General features: G+C 39.6%; 22 protein-coding genes. 10 read left to right on the forward strand and 12 right to left on the reverse strand.

Annotated features, from left to right (window positions below; genetic code table 11):
• Positions 1–29 precede the first annotated feature (29 nt).
• Both H7844_12285 and H7844_12290 read right to left on the reverse strand, forming a co-directional pair.
• Complete coding sequence (locus H7844_12285) at positions 30–227, reverse strand: hypothetical protein (GenBank protein MEO5358059.1); 198 nt, start codon at positions 225–227, stop codon at positions 30–32.
• Between the two features lie 62 nt (positions 228–289).
• A complete protein-coding gene (locus tag H7844_12290) occupies positions 290–964 on the reverse strand; it encodes a Crp/Fnr family transcriptional regulator (GenBank protein MEO5358060.1) in 675 nt (224 codons plus the stop codon).
• 324 nt (positions 965–1,288) lie between these two features.
• On the opposite strand from H7844_12290, the gene H7844_12295 reads away from it, so the two are divergent.
• From H7844_12295 to alr, 5 genes are all read left to right on the forward strand, one after another.
• On the forward strand, positions 1,289–4,336 hold the full coding sequence (locus H7844_12295) for a PAS domain S-box protein (protein MEO5358061.1): 3,048 nt from the start codon (positions 1,289–1,291) through the stop codon (positions 4,334–4,336).
• Between the two features lie 13 nt (positions 4,337–4,349).
• Positions 4,350–5,408, forward strand: a complete 1,059-nt coding sequence (locus H7844_12300; GenBank protein ID MEO5358062.1) for a response regulator — start codon at positions 4,350–4,352, stop codon at positions 5,406–5,408.
• A gap of 213 nt (positions 5,409–5,621) precedes the next feature.
• Positions 5,622–6,239, forward strand: a complete 618-nt coding sequence (locus tag H7844_12305) for a molybdenum cofactor guanylyltransferase (GenBank protein ID MEO5358063.1) — start codon at positions 5,622–5,624, stop codon at positions 6,237–6,239.
• A 59-nt stretch (positions 6,240–6,298) separates the two neighbouring features.
• On the forward strand, positions 6,299–6,508 hold the full coding sequence (locus tag H7844_12310; GenBank protein ID MEO5358064.1) for a twin-arginine translocase TatA/TatE family subunit: 210 nt from the start codon (positions 6,299–6,301) through the stop codon (positions 6,506–6,508).
• A 5-nt stretch (positions 6,509–6,513) separates the two neighbouring features.
• Positions 6,514–7,626 (forward strand): alanine racemase, encoded by a 1,113-nt coding sequence (alr, locus tag H7844_12315; GenBank protein MEO5358065.1) that lies wholly within the window; start codon positions 6,514–6,516, stop codon positions 7,624–7,626.
• A gap of 31 nt (positions 7,627–7,657) precedes the next feature.
• Here alr and H7844_12320 read toward each other — a convergent pair whose 3' ends face one another.
• The 10 genes from H7844_12320 to H7844_12365 all read right to left on the reverse strand — a co-directional run bounded on the left by H7844_12320 (position 7,658) and on the right by H7844_12365 (position 14,473).
• Positions 7,658–8,251, reverse strand: coding sequence for a PqiC family protein (locus H7844_12320; protein MEO5358066.1), 594 nt, complete (start codon positions 8,249–8,251; stop codon positions 7,658–7,660).
• On the reverse strand, positions 8,244–9,158 hold the full coding sequence (locus H7844_12325; protein MEO5358067.1) for an MlaD family protein: 915 nt from the start codon (positions 9,156–9,158) through the stop codon (positions 8,244–8,246). The genes H7844_12320 and H7844_12325 overlap by 8 nt, the downstream gene beginning before the upstream one ends.
• A 68-nt stretch (positions 9,159–9,226) precedes the next feature.
• On the reverse strand, positions 9,227–10,045 hold the full coding sequence (gspN, locus tag H7844_12330; protein ID MEO5358068.1) for a type II secretion system protein GspN: 819 nt from the start codon (positions 10,043–10,045) through the stop codon (positions 9,227–9,229).
• 24 nt (positions 10,046–10,069) lie between these two features.
• Positions 10,070–10,627 (reverse strand): hypothetical protein, encoded by a 558-nt coding sequence (locus tag H7844_12335; protein ID MEO5358069.1) that lies wholly within the window; start codon positions 10,625–10,627, stop codon positions 10,070–10,072.
• On the reverse strand, positions 10,624–11,730 hold the full coding sequence (locus H7844_12340) for a hypothetical protein (GenBank protein ID MEO5358070.1): 1,107 nt from the start codon (positions 11,728–11,730) through the stop codon (positions 10,624–10,626). Before H7844_12340 ends, H7844_12335 begins: the two co-directional genes overlap by 4 nt.
• On the reverse strand, positions 11,730–12,641 hold the full coding sequence (gspK, locus tag H7844_12345; GenBank protein MEO5358071.1) for a type II secretion system minor pseudopilin GspK: 912 nt from the start codon (positions 12,639–12,641) through the stop codon (positions 11,730–11,732). The genes H7844_12340 and gspK overlap by 1 nt, the downstream gene beginning before the upstream one ends.
• Before the next feature lie 8 nt (positions 12,642–12,649).
• Entirely contained in the window at positions 12,650–13,231 is a 582-nt protein-coding gene (locus tag H7844_12350; protein MEO5358072.1) for a prepilin-type N-terminal cleavage/methylation domain-containing protein, read from the reverse strand.
• Positions 13,228–13,545 carry a type II secretion system protein GspI gene (locus H7844_12355; protein MEO5358073.1) on the reverse strand — a complete coding sequence of 106 codons (318 nt, stop codon included), beginning with the start codon at positions 13,543–13,545 and terminating at the stop codon, positions 13,228–13,230. Before H7844_12355 ends, H7844_12350 begins: the two co-directional genes overlap by 4 nt.
• Positions 13,546–13,647: 102 nt before the next feature.
• Complete coding sequence (locus tag H7844_12360) at positions 13,648–13,962, reverse strand: hypothetical protein (GenBank protein MEO5358074.1); 315 nt, start codon at positions 13,960–13,962, stop codon at positions 13,648–13,650.
• A 211-nt stretch (positions 13,963–14,173) separates the two neighbouring features.
• A complete protein-coding gene (locus tag H7844_12365) occupies positions 14,174–14,473 on the reverse strand; it encodes a zf-TFIIB domain-containing protein (GenBank protein ID MEO5358075.1) in 300 nt (99 codons plus the stop codon).
• A 453-nt stretch (positions 14,474–14,926) separates the two neighbouring features.
• On the opposite strand from H7844_12365, the gene H7844_12370 reads away from it, so the two are divergent.
• The 5 genes from H7844_12370 to H7844_12390 all read left to right on the forward strand — a co-directional run bounded on the left by H7844_12370 (position 14,927) and on the right by H7844_12390 (position 22,261).
• Positions 14,927–15,388 carry a hypothetical protein gene (locus H7844_12370; GenBank protein MEO5358076.1) on the forward strand — a complete coding sequence of 154 codons (462 nt, stop codon included), beginning with the start codon at positions 14,927–14,929 and terminating at the stop codon, positions 15,386–15,388.
• Positions 15,389–15,453: 65 nt separating this feature from the next.
• Positions 15,454–17,127, forward strand: coding sequence for a hypothetical protein (locus H7844_12375; protein MEO5358077.1), 1,674 nt, complete (start codon positions 15,454–15,456; stop codon positions 17,125–17,127).
• A gap of 53 nt (positions 17,128–17,180) precedes the next feature.
• Positions 17,181–18,839 carry a hypothetical protein gene (locus H7844_12380; GenBank protein ID MEO5358078.1) on the forward strand — a complete coding sequence of 553 codons (1,659 nt, stop codon included), beginning with the start codon at positions 17,181–17,183 and terminating at the stop codon, positions 18,837–18,839.
• Between the two features lie 137 nt (positions 18,840–18,976).
• Positions 18,977–20,086 carry a DegT/DnrJ/EryC1/StrS family aminotransferase gene (locus tag H7844_12385; protein ID MEO5358079.1) on the forward strand — a complete coding sequence of 370 codons (1,110 nt, stop codon included), beginning with the start codon at positions 18,977–18,979 and terminating at the stop codon, positions 20,084–20,086.
• Between the two features lie 36 nt (positions 20,087–20,122).
• The gene (locus H7844_12390) at positions 20,123–22,261 is read left to right on the forward strand and encodes a bi-domain-containing oxidoreductase (GenBank protein ID MEO5358080.1); all 2,139 of its coding nucleotides are present in this window, start codon (positions 20,123–20,125) and stop codon (positions 22,259–22,261) included.
• Positions 22,262–22,263 lie beyond the last annotated feature (2 nt).

Raw genomic sequence — 22,263 nt, forward strand, 5'->3', positions numbered from 1 at the left:
CCGGGGTTGCTAACCCTGAATGATCTCTTCTATATTTCATCCTTATGTGTTTGCGTCTCTGTGTTTAAGAGTTTATTGTAGCATATTGCGTTTGATTTTTCATAACCACCCTTATAATGGTTATACTTGATCTCTATTGTAAATGCCGGTATTACGTTTAACAGTGTTAATATTATAATTAATGCTCCTGCGATGTACTTGCTTTTATGTGTTTGTTTAAGTTCCATCTCTTTTAGCCTCCTTCTGTCAGTCTTATCTTTAGAATACAGGACAGAAAAGGTGTAAAAAGTCATTCAAGTGACAATTTAAAAAATTTTTCTGTAAGCCGGATAAATCTGCCGTTTTGAATATTTATAATGCCGTCATTTTTCCATTCATCTAACACTTTTGTAATGGTTTGCCGTGCCAGTCCCGTCATGTTTGCAATTTCATTATGGGTAAGCCGGATGTTTAGCACTGTGCCGTTTTTGGTGTTGCTGCCGTATTGCTTCAGTAGTTTATTAAAAAGCATGATGAGTCTTTTGTGCGCCTGTGACTGGTTGAACATCTGAATTGTCTCGAGAGAGCCCCGAATTCTCATGCAAAGGGTTTGCAGTAAGTTGTCAAGGATTTTATTTTGGGTGTGCAGGATGGAAAAAAAATTCTCTTTTGAAATGAGTGCCAGAGTTGCGTCCTTTGTGACTGTTACAGTGGCAGACGTTGTCTTGCCGTCAATCAGAGAAAGCTCACCAAAGTACTCTCCGCTTTGAAACATTGCTATAGTAAATTCCTTGCCCTCTATGCTCATCTGGGTTACCCTTGCCTCACCCTCTACTATGATGTACATGTAACTGTTTGAGTCATCCTCAAGGAGAACTATCTCATTCTTTTTGTACTTCTTAATTATCAGTTTGCGCACAACCCATTCTAACTCCTCATCGTTTAAAGATGAAAACAGGGGCACTTTTCTTAAATGCTCTTTCATAGTACCTCATTTATTGACATCATAAACTTACCTTTAATATCTTTTAGTTTAGCAAAATCCTCTCTAAAAATATCTCTTTACCGTAATAATCCTCGCAGCCGAAATATGGAGAGGCTACATAAAAGAACGTAAGGTCTTTATCGTAATGTTCAAAAAACTTCTCGTACGGCTGGTTTCAATAAAAACTCGTGCAAGGCGCACAGTCATACACACTCCTCTTAAATTTTTTTATAGTGAGCTTGCCCTGTACACCGCCCGAAAAAAATTGTTTTTTTATCAAAAAAAAAGTTAAGATTAATACGGGGAATTATTTCATTTTAAATTATGAAAAATATTGAAAAGACATCGGAGAAATATTTATTTCCGTGCGTTGCGTTATTATTTTTTGTAGGAGTATCCATTGCATTTTCGTACTATATGTTCCCCTGCGAGGGCAGCAGCCGGAGATTTATCCTCTATGGCATAATTTTTTCATCATTTTCTCTGCCTGTGTTTTGGGCTCTCTATAATTATTACAGAAAACAAATATTAGAACTGCAATTATCTTCAAAAGAGACAAACAGAGAATTGCAGGCTAACATGGAGCTTCTTTCAAAAGTAAATGCACTACTTGAGCGTGAAATCTATGAAAGAGGTGAGGCGCAGGAGACGTTAAAGGAAAGTGAGGAAACCCTAAAAAAAATAACAAGCTCAGCCTCTGATGCAATTATAATGATAGATAGCTCCGGAAGCACTACGTTTTGGAGCCCTGGAGCGGAAGCAATATTCGGCTATAAATCCCATGAGGTAATGAATAAAGACATACATAAGTTAATTGCCCATCCTGATTTCTTTGAGTCCTACTCACAGGCGTTTCCAGTTTTTGCCGCCTCCGGTCAGGGTAATGTAATAGGGAAAACAGTTGAGGTGTCAGCTGTAAAAAAAGACGGCACAGTTTTTCCAGTTGAATTATCCCTCTCGGCGGTTAAGATCAAAGGAGCATGGAATGCTGTTGCCATAGTCAGAGATATTACTGAAAGAAAAAGAAATGAAGATAATCTTAGAAAACTCTCAGCCGCAGTGGAGCACACTGCCGACAGTGTTATCATAGCCAACATAGACGGCTGCATTGAGTTTGTAAACAGTGCCTGCCTCTTGCTTAAGGGAATTAAGGCTCATGATGTCATTGGTAAGCACATTAAAGATATAAATGAAGAGCCCTTTACAAAGGAGTTTTTCATTGCATTACAGTCTTCGGTAATTGAAGGGGATGTCTATAGAGGTGTGACTCAAAACAGGGATATAAACGGGGAAATCTACTACATGGATATCACGGTATCTCCGGTAAGAGGCTCAGATGGTAAGGTCACACATTTTATAGTAACAGGGAGAGATATCACTTATAACTTCGTAGCGGCGGAGGCTTTAAAACACTCCGAGGAGAAATTCCGTTCGCTTGTAAACAACATTCCCGATGTCATCTGGACATGTGACAGTGACGGTAAGGTGGCTTTCATAAGTAAAAACGTCGAGGATCTATTAGGGCTGAGCCCTGTCGAGCTTCAAAAAGCAGGCAGTATTTATGAGATAGGTTGTATCCACCCCGATGATATCCCCAGACTTAAGGCCGCCTATTGCAGACTGTTTGAAAATAACAAACCTTTCTCGGTTGAGGTGAGGGCTATAAGCAAGGACGGAAGGCAGCTCTGGCTTATGAGCCGTTCCATGTTTGCTTATGAAAAGGCGTATAAATTATACGCTGACGGTGCTCTTACAGACATAACCGAAATAAAACTAATTCAAGATGAACTTAACAAGGCAAAGGATGAGGCTGAACGGGCAACACGTGCAAAGTCGGAGTTTCTTTCTTTGATGAGCCATGAGTTTCGAATACCTATGAATGCAATACTTGGCTTTGCCCAACTCCTTGAATCCGACCCCTATGATCCTCTGACTCCGTACCAGTTGGAAAATACATCTGAAATCCTCAAAGCAGGCCGGCATCTGTTGGAGTTGATTGACAATGTGTTGGATCTCTCAAGAATTGAATCCGGCAGGGTAAAGCTGTCAATAGAACCGGTGGATTTACAGTCTCTCGCAGATGACAGCGTATCATTGATTAAACCAATAGCGGACAGCCATAATGTCTCTATAGCCATAGATATGGAAAACTCTTTAGAGACTGCGGTCAGAGCAGATAAAATAAGGCTTAAACAGGTGATACTTAATTTACTTTCCAACAGTTTAAAATACAGCAAAGAAGGCGGTAGCATTTTAATACAAGGCCGCAGAACCGATGATATGTTTGAAGTCAGTGTGTTGGACTATGGCATTGAAATGTCCATGGAAAACCGTAAGTATCTTGTTAACGGCACAGATGCCGACAAGAAGGCAATTAATGCTTTAGGAACAGGGCTTGTCATAGCCAGGGAGCTGATTTCCCTTATGGGCGGCACTATGGGGATAGAAAGTGAGGAGGGCAGAGGGAGCAGATATTTTTTTACAATTCCGGTGTCAAGTGAATTTCCTGAAAATAAGATTTCTGTTGACAAGCCCGATTCATGTGACGTTATTTTTAGCGAAAAAGATAAATCTATCATACTATGCATTGATGATAATCCCTCAAACCAGAAGCTTGTATATACAATCCTCTCACAACGGCATGACCTGGAATTGATTTCAGCCTATGATGCTCCCTTTGGCATAGAAATGGCAAAGTCGTATCATCCTGATATTATTTTACTGGATATCAATATGCAGGGGATGGACTGGTTGAATATTGTAAGGCTTTTGAAAAAAGATGAGGAAACCACGGATATTGCTGTGATAGCCATAGGTGCAAATGTGCAGACTGAGGATATGCAGCGATACCTTGAGGCTGGGTTTGTTCATTATTTAGCTAAACCGATTGATGTAACTGCTTTTGTTGATACAATAAACACGGTACTTTGTAGCAATAGTATTAAAAAAACAAAAAAACATGATAATGCCTCAGGCACTGGTGGTTCAAAAGGCTGCTATCCATGTACCCTCCTCTACATAGAGGATAATCCGGCAAGTGTAACACTACTGAACCGGATAATCTCACGCTATAAAAATATAAAATTCCTTTCCGCAGCAGACGGCCTTACAGGAGTACAACTTGCCGTAACACATAAGCCGGACATAATCCTGACGGATATTAATCTCCCTGATATATCAGGGATGGAGGTTTTAAAGAGAATCCGCGCAAATGCTGAAACAGCGCATACACCTGTTATAGCGCTAAGTGGTTATGTTGATGAGGGTGACAGCACTGTTTCAGATAGAAGCATCTTTACAAGATTTCTAATAAAACCATTTAATTTTAAAGAGTTTATGGGTATAATAGATGAGCTTTTAGTGAAAAAGTAATAAGGAGTAATGGTTGGAACAACAGCAGATATTCGAAGCCACAATATTAATTGTGGATGATCAGCAGTCAAATGTCACTTTAGTGGAAAAGATGTTGAAGGCGGATGGCTATAAAAACATACTGACTACATTGGATCCTCGTCAGGTCGTTGACTTATATAAAGAGTACAGACCGGATTTAATTTTGCTTGACCTTAATATGCCGTTTATGGATGGTTTTGAAGTGATGACTGAATTAAGAAAAATTGAGAGTAATACCTATCTGTCTATCATGGTTTTAACGGCTTTCACAGACAGGACAATAAGAGTAAAAGCGCTGGAATACGGGGCAAAGGATTTTTTAACAAAACCATTTGACAGGCTGGAGGTGCTGACAAGAATAAAAAATATGCTGGAGATACGTCTTTTGCATAACAAGATGATGGATTACAACAAGAGCCTTGAGCTGGAGGTGCAGAAAAGAACCAGGGAGTTAAAGCATACACAACTGGAGATAATTCGCCGCCTTGGCCGGGCCTCTGAGTACAGAGACAATGAAACCGGTTATCATATCATTCGGATGAGCCAGTACTGTGAGGTAGTGGCAAGGGGGGCGGGATTAAGCAAGGAACACTGCGAGCTGATACTTCATGCCAGCCCCATGCACGATGTCGGTAAGATTGGCATTCCTGATAATGTACTTCTTAAACCTTCAAAGCTTGACCCGCAGGAATTTGAAATCATGAAAACCCACACCATAAAAGGGGGAGAAATCCTTGACAATCATGATTCAGAGATAATGATTCTTGCCGGAACCATAGCGTTAACACACCATGAGAAGTGGGACGGCACCGGTTACCCTAACGGCATCTCCGGAAATGATATACCAATAGAGGGAAGAATTGTAGCCATTTGCGACGTCTTTGACGCTCTCACCTCAAAGCGTCCCTACAAGAAAGCGTGGAGCATTGAGGAGGCTGTTGCTGAAATAAAAAAGAACTCCGGCACACACTTTGACCCCGCTCTTGTAGAAGTGTTTGTAAAACATTTAGATGAAATTATAAAAATCAAAGAAAGCTACGAGGATGTATAAAGTCTTGAATCCATTTAATGAACTCCGAATGAATGAAGAACTGAAAAAAATGAGACCAAGACAATGTGAGAGTTTTTCATCGTTTCCTCATTTTGACCAACCAATATTTGTTGGTTGTGAAAACGCTACAAGGTTATTGGCTGATTGGATATTATGCCCTTAAAAACCTTATGCTCTTAGTTGGACGGTATTTTACCGGAGGGTTAATCGCCGATGGGTTTTGATTTGTCCGGAGCGCTTCTTTGCGGCGGGCAAAACAGCCGGTTTCCATACCCTAAGGGGCTTATAAAAATCGGCGGTACCACCATTATGGAAAAAACACTCACTATATTTAATGAGTGCTTTAAGCAAGTAATGTTAAGCACTAACTCCCCTGAAATATATTTCTCAGTTGCGCCGCTTTATGAAAACAAGCCTGTGGCTTTAATTGGGGATGTTTACGACACAAGGGGGCCGATGACCGGTATTTTTTCATGTCTGTTAAACTCACATTATGATAAAATGTTTGTTGTTGCTTGTGATATGCCCTTTGTTGAGAGAGTGGCGGTGGATTTAATGATTTGTTTTGCTGTCGATAATCCTGATTTTGACGCCGTGGTACCAATTTGTGAGGGACAGCCAGAGCCGCTATTTGCCATATATGATAAGGCTGTTTTACCTGTTATGGAAAAAGCACTCACGGCCGGAAGGAAATCCTTAACGGTTTTTTTAAAAGATATAAATACTAAGTACATTGATGAGGCGGCTTTTAGAGCAGGTAATTCACATAAAAAATATTTTATAAACATAAATACGTTGGAAAATTTAAAAGAAATTGAAGATTATCTCTGAGATAGAGTATTATAAATAAAGGGGCGAGCCGCTCCTGCCGTGATGAAAAGGAGGTTAAAATGTTTGGACTGGGAACAACTGAGTTAATGCTGATTTTAGTAATAGTTGTGGTGCTGTTTGGCGCCTCAAAACTGCCTGAGCTTGGCAGAGGGATGGGGTCTTTTATTAAGAACCTGAAAAAAAGTATGTCTGATCACGATGAGATAGACGTCACTCCCAAGAAAGAAGATGCTGCTGCAGGGAAGGATAAAGCTGAAAAGCCTGCGTAGGTGGTGTGAGAGGTCCCGTTGTTGAGATAGATTTAACCGCTCTGAGATACAATTACGGTGTCTTAATTGAGAGATGTTCAGGGCGTCCAGTTATTGCTGTTGTTAAGGCGGATGCTTACGGCCACGGCGCCGTTGCAGTTGCCTCTGTCTTGGAGCATATAGGCGTGTATTCTCTGGCTGTAGCCTTTTTGTCAGAGGCGGTTGAGTTAAGGCTCTCAGGCATTAAGAAACCCATCCTTATTCTCTTTGACAAGCCAAAACCTGCTGAAATTGTTAAATATGCCCTTACCCCAATAGTCAGAAATGAACAAGACTGCCGGATTCTTAACGAATACGCTTTAGCTAAGAATATAAGAATAAAAATTCACGTTAACATTGATACCGGAATGGGCAGGCTTGGGTTTATACATGATGACTGCATTGAAAAGTTGAAAAATCTTTCCACATTTAAGGGGCTTGAAATTGAAGGATTTATGAGCCATTTCTCGGAGGCTGATCTGCATGACAGGTCTTTTGCAGAGTACCAGTTAAACAGATTTCTTGAAATACGCAATGCTGTTTCACCTTGTTATAAGGATGCGCTGTGGCATTTTGCCAACAGTGCGGCAGTGCTTTCCTTTCCGGCCTCACACCTTGATGCAGTGCGTCCTGGTCTTATGCTCTATGGCAGTAACCCTATGTCATCAACATCAGGAATAAGTTGTGATAGTTTTTTACAGCCTGTGATGAAAGTTAAGAGCAGGCTGATAGAGATTAGAAATGTTCCTAAGGGGAAATCCATAAGCTATGGCCGCACATTTACCACAGAGCGGAACAGCCTTATCGGGGTGCTTTCCACAGGATACGCTGATGGTTATCCAAGAGTGCTTTCAAACGTTGGGCGGGTTATAGTTAAAGATACCTTTGCTCCAATAGCCGGCAGGGTTTGTATGGACCTTACCATGGTGGATTTAACAGATATTGCGGATGTTAGTGAAAATGACGAGGTTATACTTATCGGCTCAGGAGGGCGGTGTAAAATCACGGCTTGCGACATTGCCGCACTCTGTGGCACTATCCCATATGAGATTGTCACCTCATTTGGAAGAAATAGAAATAAAAAATATTTAGATGGGTAGTTTATTTTCTAACTCTGTAAGCATCAAAGATTCATTTTTTCTGTTTGTCAAGTATTTTCTCTTTGATCTGTGGCACTATTTGGGTCAGAGCGTCTTTTAGTGCAATACTCAGCCCCTCGGCAAGAGAGTTGAAGGAATTGTCAGGGAGTGGATTCTCTTTTGAGTAAACCCCGTGCAGTACGTTTTTGCCGTCGTTAGTTAATAGATCATAGTCAAACTCGAGGACTCCGGTGTTGCTCTCACCAAAGCGCTCAAATCTTCTGAGATTTATTTTCAGACAGTAGAAATCAACCCGCTGAGCAGTTACAATCCGTACATCTTTAAAGAATTTAAGGTCATAGAGTGCATTACGAAAAGCCTCTGAAATCATCCTTACGGGTGGGGCCTCCCATTTAGCATAAAATTCCGTTGTAAGCTCGTATGGAGAGTTTCTGATTAATAAGTACGGCTGGGACAGGTGCCTGGGCGCTGTTGCCAAAATACCCAAAACAATATCAGCGGTACCCTGTAGTTGTGATATGTTTTCGTAAGTAATATTTAAACTGTAAATTTTAGTTTCAGGAATACTGCCGCACGATAACAACAGAAACATTGTCAGCATAGCTGCTGCAAAAAACTTATTCACTTTCTTTCCCCTTTCCAGGAGCATGTATAAGGCTCCATGGTTTTGCTTTGACTTCCTGAAGTACATCCTGAAGATCATCCAATGTGATTTTTATGGAATCAAACATGGCTGCTAAGTTTTCCGACTGGTCGGATACCACGGTCTTTACGGAGTCAGACGTCTGGGTTATAGACACCGCAGCCTTATCCATGGATTTTATCATAATACCGATGGCCGTCAAATCCTCATTAAATTTACGAAGAGCCTCGTTAATTCCGTCCTTATTTGTCAGTAATATATCATCCATATTTTTAAGCACACTCTGAAGTTCTTTTGAAGACTGGGTAAGGTTTTGAGAGAACTCTGTAAATTTTGAAGAGACCTCAACAACTGTTTTATTAGTATTTGTAAGCAGATCTTCAATATGCCGCCTGTTTTTATCACCAAAAAACATATCCATGTCTTTTATGAGTTTATCAAGCGAATCGGCGGCAGTCCCAAGTTTTACAACTAAATCGGAAAACTGGACTCTTTCCTCTGATGGCAGCACAGAGCCCGGAGGGATTGTTCCGGCTATGGTATTTTCCAGAGAAAGATCAAGATAAATTTCCCCTACAAACCCTACCTGAGATATCTTCGCTTTTGTACCTTTAAATAACTGCGTACCCCTGTTGAGGCCAATAACCACGGTAACAGACTCGTTAGGTTTATCCGGTGCACGCATCTGTTGAATTCGCCCAACTTTAAGTCCCCCCAGTCTTACAGATGACCCCTCATCTATACCGGCAACATCCATAAGCTTTATGTAATAGACATCATATTTATCGTAAAACGTATCGCCGCCTATTAAAATAACGAACAGGGCTATTAACGTAAGTCCCGACATTATTATAATGCCGGCTTTTATTTCATCCTTATACTTTGACACTTATACTGTTTTCTGTTTGTATTTGATAGCAGGGTATTGTATGATTTTTCATACAGCTTGTCAAGCGGTTAAAAAGGCAAATTCAATGATAGAGTTTTTTGTGATATCTTTATCACATAAATACCCGGAGAGAGTTCGTATTGTTTGAGTAAAAACAGCAAGTTTTTATCTTTAAAGTCACCATCAGGCATTACTTCAATTGAAACATCAAGGAAATCATTTAAAATCCGTCCTGAGATTCGGCAGTTTATGCCCTCTCCGGTCAGATACACCGATTCTATATTAACAGCCTGCCCGTCGGTACTTACCCTTGCAGTTATTTCAGTAATATATCCGGCAGGCAGATAAAATCCGCCTCCATGAAAATCGCTGAAACGGCATTTTTTCACCTCAAAAGTCCCCTCACTTCTATTTCCGGTCTTTAGTGTAAAACTGCCGGAAAATAGCCCGCTGCCTTTGATGCCGGACTTTTTCAGATAATCAAGTCCTGAGAGTTCCACCGAGTTTACATATACTTTCAGTGTCTTCTCAGCGTGGGTTTTTAGAAAGGGTACTTCATAGGTTAACCGTATAGTGCCGGCTGAAATATTGCCGTCAAAGGTAATTAATATTTTTCCACGAAAGATACCGCCCAGATTAACACTACCATGAGTTTCACTTATTACAACCGCCACCTTTTCATTTATATAGATTTGTACTTCAGCGATTTTTATTTCACCCAAAAAGCCTTTTCTAAAACCATGTAACTTTACGCTGTATGCTCTATTCAAAGACCTTTTAATCGCCTCTGAAAGTGACTGCTCTGAAACAGCGGTATTCCAAACAACAAGCAATAAGAAAAACATAAAAATAACCGTAAATATGAAAAAACTTATTACTTTTACCATTTTAGTATTTCTAAAAACATAGTATCATCTGTTTAAGGGAAATGCCCCTGCTACATGTTTTAAAGACATTACTTCCATGGATAACTCAAATTTGTTCTGGCCGCTAAAAGACTTTTTCAACTTAAAAGATTTTATGATTATCCCGGTTCCATACCCCCTGAGCGCATATAAAACGTTTACAGTTTCATTAAGTGATAAGTCCGCAAGCTTAAGTTCAGCCGATTCAGATACATACTCACCACGAGCTGTACTACCTGCCGATTTGATTGAAGAAAGCCTGTCTTTAAGGTTTAACTCACTAAGCATATCCTCAATTTGCTTAAGCACACCGTATGAGTCAATACCTTTTGACAAGTCACCTCGCTTGTTAAGCTCACCTCTTTTGTACTCTTTTGCCAAAGTGATGAAATGATTGTAATTTGACAGTGATTCACTGAGTTTCCTGGTTTTTGATTTTAAAGCGGGCAGGGTAATAATCATAGCTATGGCTAAAGCCAGAGCAGTTAGAAGCATCTGAGCGGGTCTTTTTTTTAATAAATCCCGCAGGTGTGTTAGTTTTAGCATGGAAGAATTAATTGTCATTTGGGAGATACCCCTGTATTGTTTATGGAAATTACGAATTTGACCTTTGAGTCAATCCCCTGTTTAGACTCAATAAGTTTAACATGCGATACCTCCTGTCTTAGTGCCTCCGTGTAAGCATTTAATGAAGCAAGACTCTCCGCCTCACCCCTAAAAACAGCCCTGCCGCCCTCCATCTCCACCTCTGTTAAGATAACATTTCCTGAGGGGGGGTGTGATGTTATAAGGAGCATATCAAGTGGTGAGACAGAATCAGTTATTTCCATTGTATCCTGCAACTGTTTAACCTTACCCTGCAACTGGGCATATGGATCAACCACCTTTTTTTCATCTTTAAACATTTCCCTATAAGTGCCGTCCATCAGAGATTGAACCATTTTTATGCGCTTATTGATAAGTTGAATTTTGACGCTTGAGTAAATTAACGCTAAAAGAACAGACATTAAAAGAAGCGTAACCCCAAGGTTCAACAATCTTTTAGATGACCCTGATATGGTTGCAGGCTTAAACTCATCACGGCAGAAGTTAATAGCGGGAGATTTAAACTGAGTTAACAAAAGCTTAGCCATAGCGCCCTCGTCAATGTCCAGAGGTTCGGTAAGCATTTCGGGAGTTTGAAAGCCGCTCTCTTTCAGGACATAATCAACAGTAGCTGAGGTAATCACGCAAGGGGTAATATTAAGAGCTTTAAGGGTTTCAATTAAATTTTTAAGCCGTTGTTTTTCCACATAGATACAAAGGGCTTTGAATCGTTTACCGGGGGTTTCACTCTTGCCGGTAATTATATAGTCATACATGTATGAGCCGGATTTGCCAAGCACCATTGCATCCATAGTGTAGGGCAGGGTGGGCAGCACCTTGTCTCTGTCGGAAAAGGGTAATTCTATCAACCGGAAATGGAAAAAATCTATTGGAAGTGAAAGCACAGTCTTACCTGAGGCACAGACATCCGTTATTTTTGGTGTACTGTTTAGATCAATTCTTTTGGTGTTGATTAATGCATATCCAGGAGGTGTTTTTCTGTAAAAGTAAAGCTCCGCCTCATGGTTAATAACCCTGATGGCGATGTGGAAAGCCTTCTTTTGAAAATCATAAAGTTCCATTAAAACTCCTTCCAGTATTTTACCTGTTCTGATGTTCCGGTATAAAGAGTGGCGCAGTGGATTTCTCTTTGGATACCCCTGAGTACCGCTACAGAGGTAATTAAAAAAGCGCTGCTTTTTACAGTAATTTTTCCCATGATTTTAGCACCCTTATCACTCATGGTAGCTACACTTTGAATATCGGATGTGGCTTTAAACGGAGTTGTTTTTTCCCTGTATTCAATTATTTTTTTAGCCGTTGAGCTGGTGATTTCCTCATCAAGGGCAATCAATACCTCCTTAGATGCTGTGTTTATATTTATCAATCCGTCGCCGTAAACTGTTACATACCGAAGGAGTTTTTTGTAATCGTACGCTGATATCTGAGGAATGTTTAAAAGCTCGTCAACACTGTAGAAGTAGTTGTTTTTGGGTTGAGTATTTGAATTTGGCTGTCCCTCTGATGTGGAAATTCTTTCTGTGCCGTCTTTGTCTATCCAGTCGGCGATATAGAGAGCAATGTTTTCGTTTAGGTTAACGGCCTTAAGGAGTCTCTTAAAAGTACTCAGTGCCTTATCGTTGGTAGTTCCGTTTTCATTTATAATTGTGTTTATATTAAACTTAGAGTTTTCATCGAAGATGGAAATGATGAGGGCCTCGCCGGAACTGCCGGATATTTTTGCTACAGGTATTACATATGATGCGTAGGTGGTGTATTTGTTGGATGAAAGGTAGTCTTTTATGTAACCGCCGGCCAGATTTATACCTGAATCTGCAATAAGGGAAAGATTTTGGCCGTCTTTGAAATTATATAAAACATTTGTTTTTACAAAAACTCCGTAAGCAAACTCCACAAGTATGGCAACAAATAGAGCGGTAATCAAAAGAGTTATAATGAGAACAGAGCCTGACTTGTTTCTATTTAAGTTCATTGTTTAACCTACACTTGGGTTTTTATTTTAGGGTAGATAGTTGTCTTTAAAGTAAAAAGTTTATTTTTCAATAAGACCCCGATATTAACAGTGACTACATCCGGCATTTTGCCGGTAATTTTAGAATCCCAGGACTTAACTTCCGTCTTATCTCCGGTAAGCACAACGGTAAAATCCGTTATATTTGTGACAGCCTCAAACTCAACAGCTTTTGCAGTGGTGGATGAGGGCGATATGGTTTTCATTAAAGAAAATTTCTCTCCGTCTCTCTTAACGTAGTAAGCAACTTCTTTGTAACCGCTGCCTGCCCCGCCAAAAGTCGTAAAATGAATTGCTGAGGCCTGTCTTCCCAGCTCGTCTCTGTCTATGACTTTAAACCGCACGGATGTATCCTTGGAGCTGAGAAATGATGATTCTATCTCTTTTCTCATAGATTCAAAAACATCCCTTGCCTCCGCAATTTCCGTCATATAGCGTTCTGACTCCGTTAGGGCCTTCTCTGAGAGAAAGAATGTTTTATACAGAGCAGCCATTAAAATCGTTGAAAGCAGCAGGGCAACAATGATTTCAAGGAGAGTGAATCCTCTCATGAGGTTTTATACAAATACCGCACAGTGACTGATTCCTTTTTATTATAAACAGTTAACTCCATGACAGCTACACCGCTTAAGGAGGACATCGTGCTGCTGAGGCTATAGCTATATGATTCGTAAGGGGGAGCAAACCGGCCCTTCTCTTCAATTACATTTAACTCCCTGAGTTTTACAATTCTCTCCTTAGCCAGCATCGTAGCCGTGGTTACAGTCTCATGTCTTTCAGATATGGACAGATTGTAGTTAACCGAATAAACGGCGGTAAGCAGAAGTCCTGTCGCTATAGAGAGAGATATAAGTACTTCAAGCAAAGTAAAACCGCTTTGCCGGCTCCTCCACCTCCTTAAAAAAAACTGATCTTTAACTCCCAGGGTTAACCTGCCTGTTGTTATTAACTAACTATTATTGTGCTTTTAGCACTGGATATCAAGTTTGCTCACATAGTCGGTATATTGTATCAGTAGTTCCTTGATTTTTCCTGAGTCCTTAAGGTTTGCTGCTGTCTCTATAGCCTGTCCCAGGTTTTTAAGGTCTTCAAGTCCAATGCCGTCAGATGATTTTTTAATCATACCGCCGAGCATTTTTATTGATGGATAATCACCCTGCTTTACACAGTCCTCCATCTCCTTAACATCTTTTTGCCTGCTGCTTAAAAACTTTGGGATTCTATCCTTATGTTTAGGATCAACCGTGACAACTATCTTTTTGTCATTCTTGCTGTCTTCCATAGATAAATTTTAACTCCTTATATATTTATTTATGCCCCCTCTCTGAATATTATTTATTATACATGATATTTTTAATTTAAACAATACGTTTAACAAATTTCTGAAATTGCCTTTGTAGTTATTTCCACTTAAAGTTGGTTTTGACAAAGGGGTCAACTGTACTCCTCTAATCTGATTTGCCGTGTTTAATGTATTATCTTTTTTTAATGTATTATCTTTTAAAAACACTGAAGAGTTTATCAAATCTGGGTTTTTCAAGAGTCGAAATAGTTTCAAGCTCTCCTGCGTCTAACCATATTCCGTCGCACTCGGAACATTTATCAATTTTTATATTTTTGTAGTCAATCTCAATAAGCTCCATACCACACTTTGGGCATCTCATGTAGTGTAGTTCTTTCATCCTGTTTTTTTCTTCTGCTTTAAGTTTTTTGTGTTTTTCTTCCTCAATTTCCTTTCTTCTTTGAAATTCCATTCTTGCTACATATTCATCTTCGAATTTGCTCGGTTTCATTTGCACTGCCTCCTTATTCCAAAAACTAATTGTGCTTAGAAATATAAAGTTCCTCTGTCTGCCGAGGTATTATACCAGGTTGCAGTCTAAAGAGTAAGAGGCGTCAAGGAGCTTTCGACGCAGCCGACAAAGTTAATCGAGTTAATGCAACTTGGTATTAGCTCTCTCTGCACTACAGAAATAATATTAAGCCAGCTCAGATAGGTTTGTCAATTCATCATCACCTCGGTAAATTGTAATTATCTTAAAGTGGTAATGTTGCTATAAATGAGCTACCCACACCTGTCTCACTTTCCACACATAGTGTGCCGCCATGTGCTTTTATAATAGTTTATCTTTTAACCTTTTTTATACTAAAATACAATTAATCTCAATTGAATTAAACAGAAATAAATATGAGGAGTACTTTTATGAAAGAACCGCAGAGGTGGAACAGTTTCAGAGGTATTAACTATGATTGATGACAGCTATTTTATAAACATTGATACGGAACTCTGCGATGCTTTGAAGAAGGAAGCTCTGCTGGCCTATTTTGGTTTTACATTTACCACAGTGTTGAAAACCCAAATGTCAGGCCTTGTAAAGATATCCAAACCGAGGGTGGATGAGTCTGAATCTACGTATTTTTCGCTGTTTTTTATAATGGATACGCCGGATGAGGCACACAAAGCTCATGCTGAGAGATTTATTAAAGAAACCAAATGGAATGATTTGGCAAAATTTGTCCCCGGTGTTGAAACCGTTCTGCAGGTGCCTTTTATAAACATAAAAAGTGAATATTTCTTGTCTGAAATTGCTCTCTATGTTGCACTTCCCGTCATGGCACTCAGGAGTTTTATCTGTGATAAACTCTTTAACTCAATTGTAAAGATTACAGGTATTAAGGCCGGAGATATCGTATTCTGGGAAGATTGAAAAAAAATTGAACAATAAACCGAATAGAAATCAACAACCAATGTTTAATCATATAAGAGGATTGTTTGGTCTTTAGTAACAGCCGTCTTAAAGATACACTACTGGCTGCCGTCGCAATATTTTGCTTATTCATATTTTTTAATATAATTAAATATCACTTCAATGTAATCTCTTATCCGTACCAAATTGAACAGGAAGAGATAGGAATGGTTGTATCAACCGATCTTTTAATGAAAGGAATAAATCCATACCGCTTTGAAAATCAGCCGATGTATATAAATCAATACGGCATTGGGTATAACTTATTTGTAATACCAATCTATAAGATAATAAGTGCAGTTAACTCCCAACACAAGGGCAATCACATGCTCTCACACAGGGTTGCATCCGCTGTTGCCATCTTTTTTTCTCTGGCTTTAGTTGCTTTTATCATGTATTCCCTGAAAATTAATATTTTTCTGATTTGCATGGCAATCCTGCTTCAATACACAGCGTTATGTTATTACTCACCTGTTATTGCAAAACCGGACAGTTTGGGATTATTCCTGTATTTGCTGAGTTTATTTATACCGTGGAGATTCAGATACTCATTCTATAGCGTCGCCACAGGTATTATCATAGCAATTGTGGCTTTTTATACGAAAGTGTATTTTGTTTCAGGAATATTGATTATAATATCCTATATTTTTTTCTTTATTTCAAAGTCAAAAGGTGTTAAGTATTTTTTTGTCTTTAGCATTGTTTTTATTTTAGCCGCAATTGTAATGAATTATTTATTTGAAGCCTATTTCTACGATGTGGTATTTCTCCAGTATAATTACAATCGTTTTATCATATCTCCGTTGCTTAAAAAAACTTTATTATTTGCTTCATGGAACATCGGCCTGATGATTTATTTATCGTTATCAGCGATTATTGCATTATATAACTACGTCAATGATGTGTATTCTAAAACCATAGATAAACCCCGTATCTCTTCACTCCTTAAAAAATTAAGCATAAATATTTCAGATATGGATAAGCCTTTCTTTAAAGAGGAAGCGATTAGTGTATTTTCCTGGGGAGCAGTCCTTATGGTTTGTTTGTTAGAGGCAAGGCTTGGGATTCAGATGACATACTATTTCGGGCTTTTTATGCCTCTTTTACTTATCTCTGCTTTAAAACCAAAACAAGGTTTTTTTAAACTGACATATGTACTGGCTGCATTGCTGACAATAAACATATACACAGTCTATTCGTATGCTTTTTATCTGAAAATTGTGCCACCGGACTATTTTTTCCGGATGGATCCATCAGGCAGATTTAACAGTAAAATCGGCGTAAACCCTGCTGAACTTGAAAAACTCGTTGCTCTTAGTAATAATGCTCTGGTATCAAGACTATTTTCCATCATGGCTCTGAACAACGGCAAGACTGTGTATGATACCAGCCATAATAATTACATGCATGACTTAACACCTGTAAATGCTTTCGTTAAATATTTTTTTCCAAAAGACTTTACAGAGTTAAATGAAACGTTTATAAAAGATGTTAATGACAAAATAAGAAATAAGCATTTTGACTTACTTATATTAACTATGAATACAAAAAAAGGAGATGGTAAATTTTTCCCTGACCCGTGGTTTTTAGTTGATAACACATTGTTTGACAATTATAGAATTTATAATAATACATATTACTATTTTGTGCCGGCTTTGCTGGATACCGTGCCTTTTATAATTCTTATACCAAAGGAGTGAAACACCACCGCCGTTTATGAGGTGAGACATTATGGTTATTAAAGGTGAGAAATATGATTTTTAATAATAGTTATCTTAAAAATATATTTGTAACCGCCGTCCTGATATTTTATTTATTTATATCTTTCAATTTAATTAAATACCACTATGAACTAATTTATTACCCATTTCAAGTTGAGCAGGAAGAGATAGGAATGGTTGTTTCAACCGATCTTTTAATGAAGGGAATAAATCCATATCGTTTTGAAAACCAACCTATGTTTACAAATATTTATGGCATTGGGTACAATTTGGTTGTAATACCCGTTTATAAGATACTTGACAGACTTAACAGCCATCATAAAGGCGGGAGTAATTATATGTTGTCACACAGAATTACATCCGCTGTTTTTATCGTTCTTTCCTTATCGCTGATTGCCTTCATAATGTATTGTCTGAAAATTGACAGTTTGCTTATCTGTGGAGCAATAATAATTCAATATGCAACATTATTTTTCTACTCTCCTGCTATTGCAAAACCCGACAGTATGGGGATGTTTCTGTACCTGATGAGTGTATTTATACCGTGGTATTTCAGATATTCATTTCGCAGCGTCTTAATTGGTATTGTTATAGGACTAGTCTGTTTTTACACCAAGATATACTTCGTTTTAGGGATAATGATAGTGATATCATACATTTTTTTCTTTATTTCCAAGTCAAAAGGTGTTAAATATTTTTCTATATTCAGCATCGTTTTTATTTTAACTGCAATTGTAATGAATAGCTTATGTGAAGCCTATTTCTATGACGTGGTATTTCTGCAATATAATTTTACAAAACATCCTGTAACCACTACTTTTAAAGAAACCTTAAGATTTTTTATCTGGAATGCTGGTTTGGCGATATGTTTGTGTTTATCGTTGATAATAGAGATGCGTAATTATCTATATTTAAAAGTGAGAAACAGTTTTTTTAATAATTTAAAAAGGTCTGACATAAATATTTCTGATATTAATAAACCATTTTTTAACAAAGAAGTAAGTATATTCTCATATTCTGTTTTTATTTTGCTTTGTGTGTTGGTATTGAAACTGGGCTCTCTACTGTCATACCATTTTGAGCTTTTTATGCCGTTTTTCCTTATAAGTATCTTAAAACCAGGAGATGGATTTTTAAAATCAAAATACGTGCTGATTGCATTTTTAGCTATTAACATATACACTGCTTATTCAAATGTTCTTTTTATGAAAATTGTGCCTCCTGATATTTTCTTCAGAACAGACCCCTCCGGTAAATTCACTATCAGAGTCGGCATAAGTCCTGAAGAAATAGAAAAGCTCATCGCAAAAAGCATTAACGTTTTGGTGTCAAGGCCATTTTCCATTATGGCACTAAATCACGGCAAGACTGTTTATGATACCAGCCATAATAACTACATGAATGATTTGACTCCTAAAAATGTTTTTGCGAAAATATTATTTCCAAAGAACTTTACTGAGTTAAATGAAAAATTTATAGAAGAGATTAATGATAAAATTGCAAGTAAATATTTTGATTTACTTGTGTTGACTATAAATACGAGTAATGGAATCAATAAGAAATATCTCGATCCGTGGTTTATATCAAATAAAAATGTGTTTGATAATTACGTGGTTACAGGCCAATATAAGTATTTTATACCGGCTTTGCCGGATACCGTGGATATAATGACTTTTGAACCTAAGGAGTGATGCACATCGCTGTTAAAATGAACTTGGAGATTATGTCATTTGATTTTAAAAAAGTGTTTAATCTATAGTAAAAAATATGACACGCTTTTTTCATAAAGGACAACATTGAAAACAACAGAATAAAAGGTGGTGAGCAGTTGAGAAAAGTACCGTTTACGGATTTGAGGGCTCAGTATCTTTCAATTAAGGGAGAGATAGATGGGGTGATAGAGAGTGTGATAATGGACAGTGCCTTTATCGGCGGCAAACACGTAAAGAGTTTTGAGGAGAGTTTTGCCGGCTATATTGGTACGAAACACGCTGCAGGGGTCGGAAACGGCACAGATGCTCTCTTTATCGCCTTAAAATGCCTTGGTGCCACTTCAGGTGATGAGGTCATAACGGCGGCAAACAGTTTTATCGCCACATCTGAAGCTGTAACCGCAACAGGCGCAAAAGTTGTCTTTGTTGACTGTGACCCAAAAAGTTATAACATAGATACCGATAAACTCAAAAAAGCCGTTTCTAAGAAAACGAAAGCCATAATACCGGTTCATTTGTACGGTCAGCCCGCCGATATGGAAAAAATCATGGAGATAGCACAATTACACAACCTCTTTGTAGTAGAAGATGCAGCACAGGCGCACGGTTCTGTTTATAAAGGTAAAAATGCCGGCACAATTGGACACGCCGCATGTTTTAGTTTTTTCCCGGGCAAGAACCTTGGTGCCTATGGGGATGCCGGTGCTATCACCACAAATGACGGAGCACTTGCCGTTAAGATGAAAATGTTTGCCAATCACGGAAGAGTGGAAAAGTACAGCCATGACTTTGAGGGTATAAACAGCCGGCTTGACGGCCTTCAGGCCGCCATATTGAATGTTAAACTCAGATATTTAGATACATGGACACAACGGAGACGCCGTATTGCCGCCATTTATGATGCCGGGCTAAAGGACTGTGTAATAACCCCGCCTGTAATGCCTGAAGCCATACACGTCTATCATCTTTACGTAATACGGGTTAAAGGTGAAAGAGCACAGCTTATAAGCCATCTTTCAAAAAATGGAATCTCAACCGGCATACACTACCCAACACCGCTTCCATTTCTAAAGGCTTATGAATACCTTCATCACAGGGCAGAGGACTTTCCTGTTTCATTTGCGCTAAAGGATGAGATTTTAAGTCTGCCCATACACGGGGATATGACTGATGAGCAGGCTGAATATGTCATTGACGTTATACGGAAGTTTTACAATGCCGGTTAATGTATGCCCTCTAGTGCCTGAGTGTGGAAGTACGCTGTGAAACAGGTACTGATAAGGGGCGGGGATGTGTTAGTTGAAGATGTTGCCCCACCTATGGCGGCCCCGGGATGTATTGTTGTAAAAACAGCCTTTTCCGCAATCTCATCAGGCACGGAACTCAGCGGCATTCAACATGCGGCTACTCCTTTGTGGGAAAGAGCGTTAAGAGAGCCTAAGAGAATAAAACAAGCAGTGGATATGGTAGCTCAAAGGGGGCTACAAAATACATACTCCCTGATAACCGGCAAGCTCAACAGTGGAAACCCTGCAGGGTACTCTCTCTCAGGCTATGTTTTTGAGACAGGGGAGGGGGTTGAAAAGTTCAGGGTGGGAGACAGGGTTGCTTGTGGTGGAAACAAGTATGCCTTGCACAGTGAGATGGTAGTGGTGCCTAAAAATCTGGCGGTTAAAATCCCTGAGTGTGTGGATATGTCAAAGGCTTCAGTGGTTACAATTGGGGCGATAGCACTTCAGGGGGTTCGCAGAGCTGTGCCTGCTATAGGGGAGGTGTTTTGTGTTATAGGGCTGGGCATACTTGGGCAGTTGACGGCTCAGATTTTAAAAGCAAACGGCTGCAAAGTCATCGGAGCGGACGTTAACCCTGAAAGGGTGGCACTTGCCACAGCCCTTGGTATGCATAGTGCTTTAGAGGCGGAGCAGGACGGCGGTGTTGATACGGTTAAACGCCTCACTGAGGGTGCCGGTGTTGATGGTGTGATAATAACCGCCTCATCGCCCTCTGACGGCATAGTATCGGCGGCATTTAAGATGTGCCGGAAAAAGGGACGTGTCGTGCTTGTCGGAGACGTGGGGCTTAATCTCAATAGAGGGGATTTTTACGAAAAGGAGCTGGATTTTTTCGTCTCGACCTCCTACGGCCCGGGCCGTTATGACGGAGTTTATGAGGAAAAAGGGCTTGATTATCCAATTGGGTATGTAAGGTGGACGGAAAACAGAAACATGTCTGAATTTCTGCGCCTTGTTGCCGATGGGCTTGTAAGGCTGGATTCCCTTATCTCGGGGATATACTCAGTTGAAGATGCAAAGAAGGCATATGATGAGTTGTCTGAGAGTAAGCCGCTTATTGTCCTTCTATCATATCCACAAAGCGGCGGGGAGGCGGTTAACCGCAAAGTATTCAATCCTGAGAGTAAACCGGCAAAAGGTGGCCGGATAAACATAGCGCTGGCCGGGTGTGGGAATTTTGCCCGTGCCGTGCATTTACCGAATCTGAGGGAGCTGAATAATTTATATCATATTAGGGCAATTATGAATCGAACCGGCCATGTAGCCCTAAATGCTGCAAAGCAGTTCAAGGCTGATTACTCGACAACTGACTTCAACGAACTTCTGAAGGATAGCTCTGTGGAGGCGCTCCTGATTTCAACAACACACAATCTTCATGCACGGATGGCTTATGATGCCCTTAAGGCCGGTAAACACGTGTTTGTTGAAAAACCCCTTGCTCTTACGCGTGAAGAGCTCGCTCTTTTTGCCGGCTTTTATCAAGAAAATTCTCACACTGCAAGCACTCCCATGCTTTTTGCCGGTTTTAACAGAAGATTTTCCCCTCACATACAAAAGATATGCAAGGAGACGGAGAAACGAACCGGTCCGCTATTTATAAACTACCGGATAAACGGGGGCTACATAGCGGCGGATAATTGGATACAAACACCGGAGGGAGGGGGCAGAAACCTTGGCGAGGCCTGCCACATATACGACATTTTCACATTTCTTACCAACTCAAAGGTCAAAACAGTCGGGGCTGCATCCATTACGCCCGATACCGGATACTATAAGAGAAACGATAATTTCACAGCCTCAATAACCTTTGAAGACGGCTCACTCTGTACTCTGACATATACATCAATGGGCAGTAAGGACTACCCTAAGGAGCATATGGAGGTGTTTTTTGACGGTAAGACGGCACAACTCAATGACTACAAAACCACACAGATTTATGGGGCATCCGGCATGACTCTAAAAACAAAAACAGCTGAAAAGGGACACAAGGAGGAGTTGGCTGCTTTTGCAGGGGCCTTAACTGGAAAGCAGGTCAATTGGCCTATTGAGTTATGGCAATTGTTACAGGCAACAGAAATAGCACTCAGGGTTGAAGAATTAATCGCATAATG

The sequence above is a fragment of the Nitrospirae bacterium YQR-1 genome (assembly GCA_039908095.1).
In the GTDB taxonomy this organism is placed as follows: domain Bacteria; phylum Nitrospirota; class Thermodesulfovibrionia; order Thermodesulfovibrionales; family Magnetobacteriaceae; genus Magnetomonas.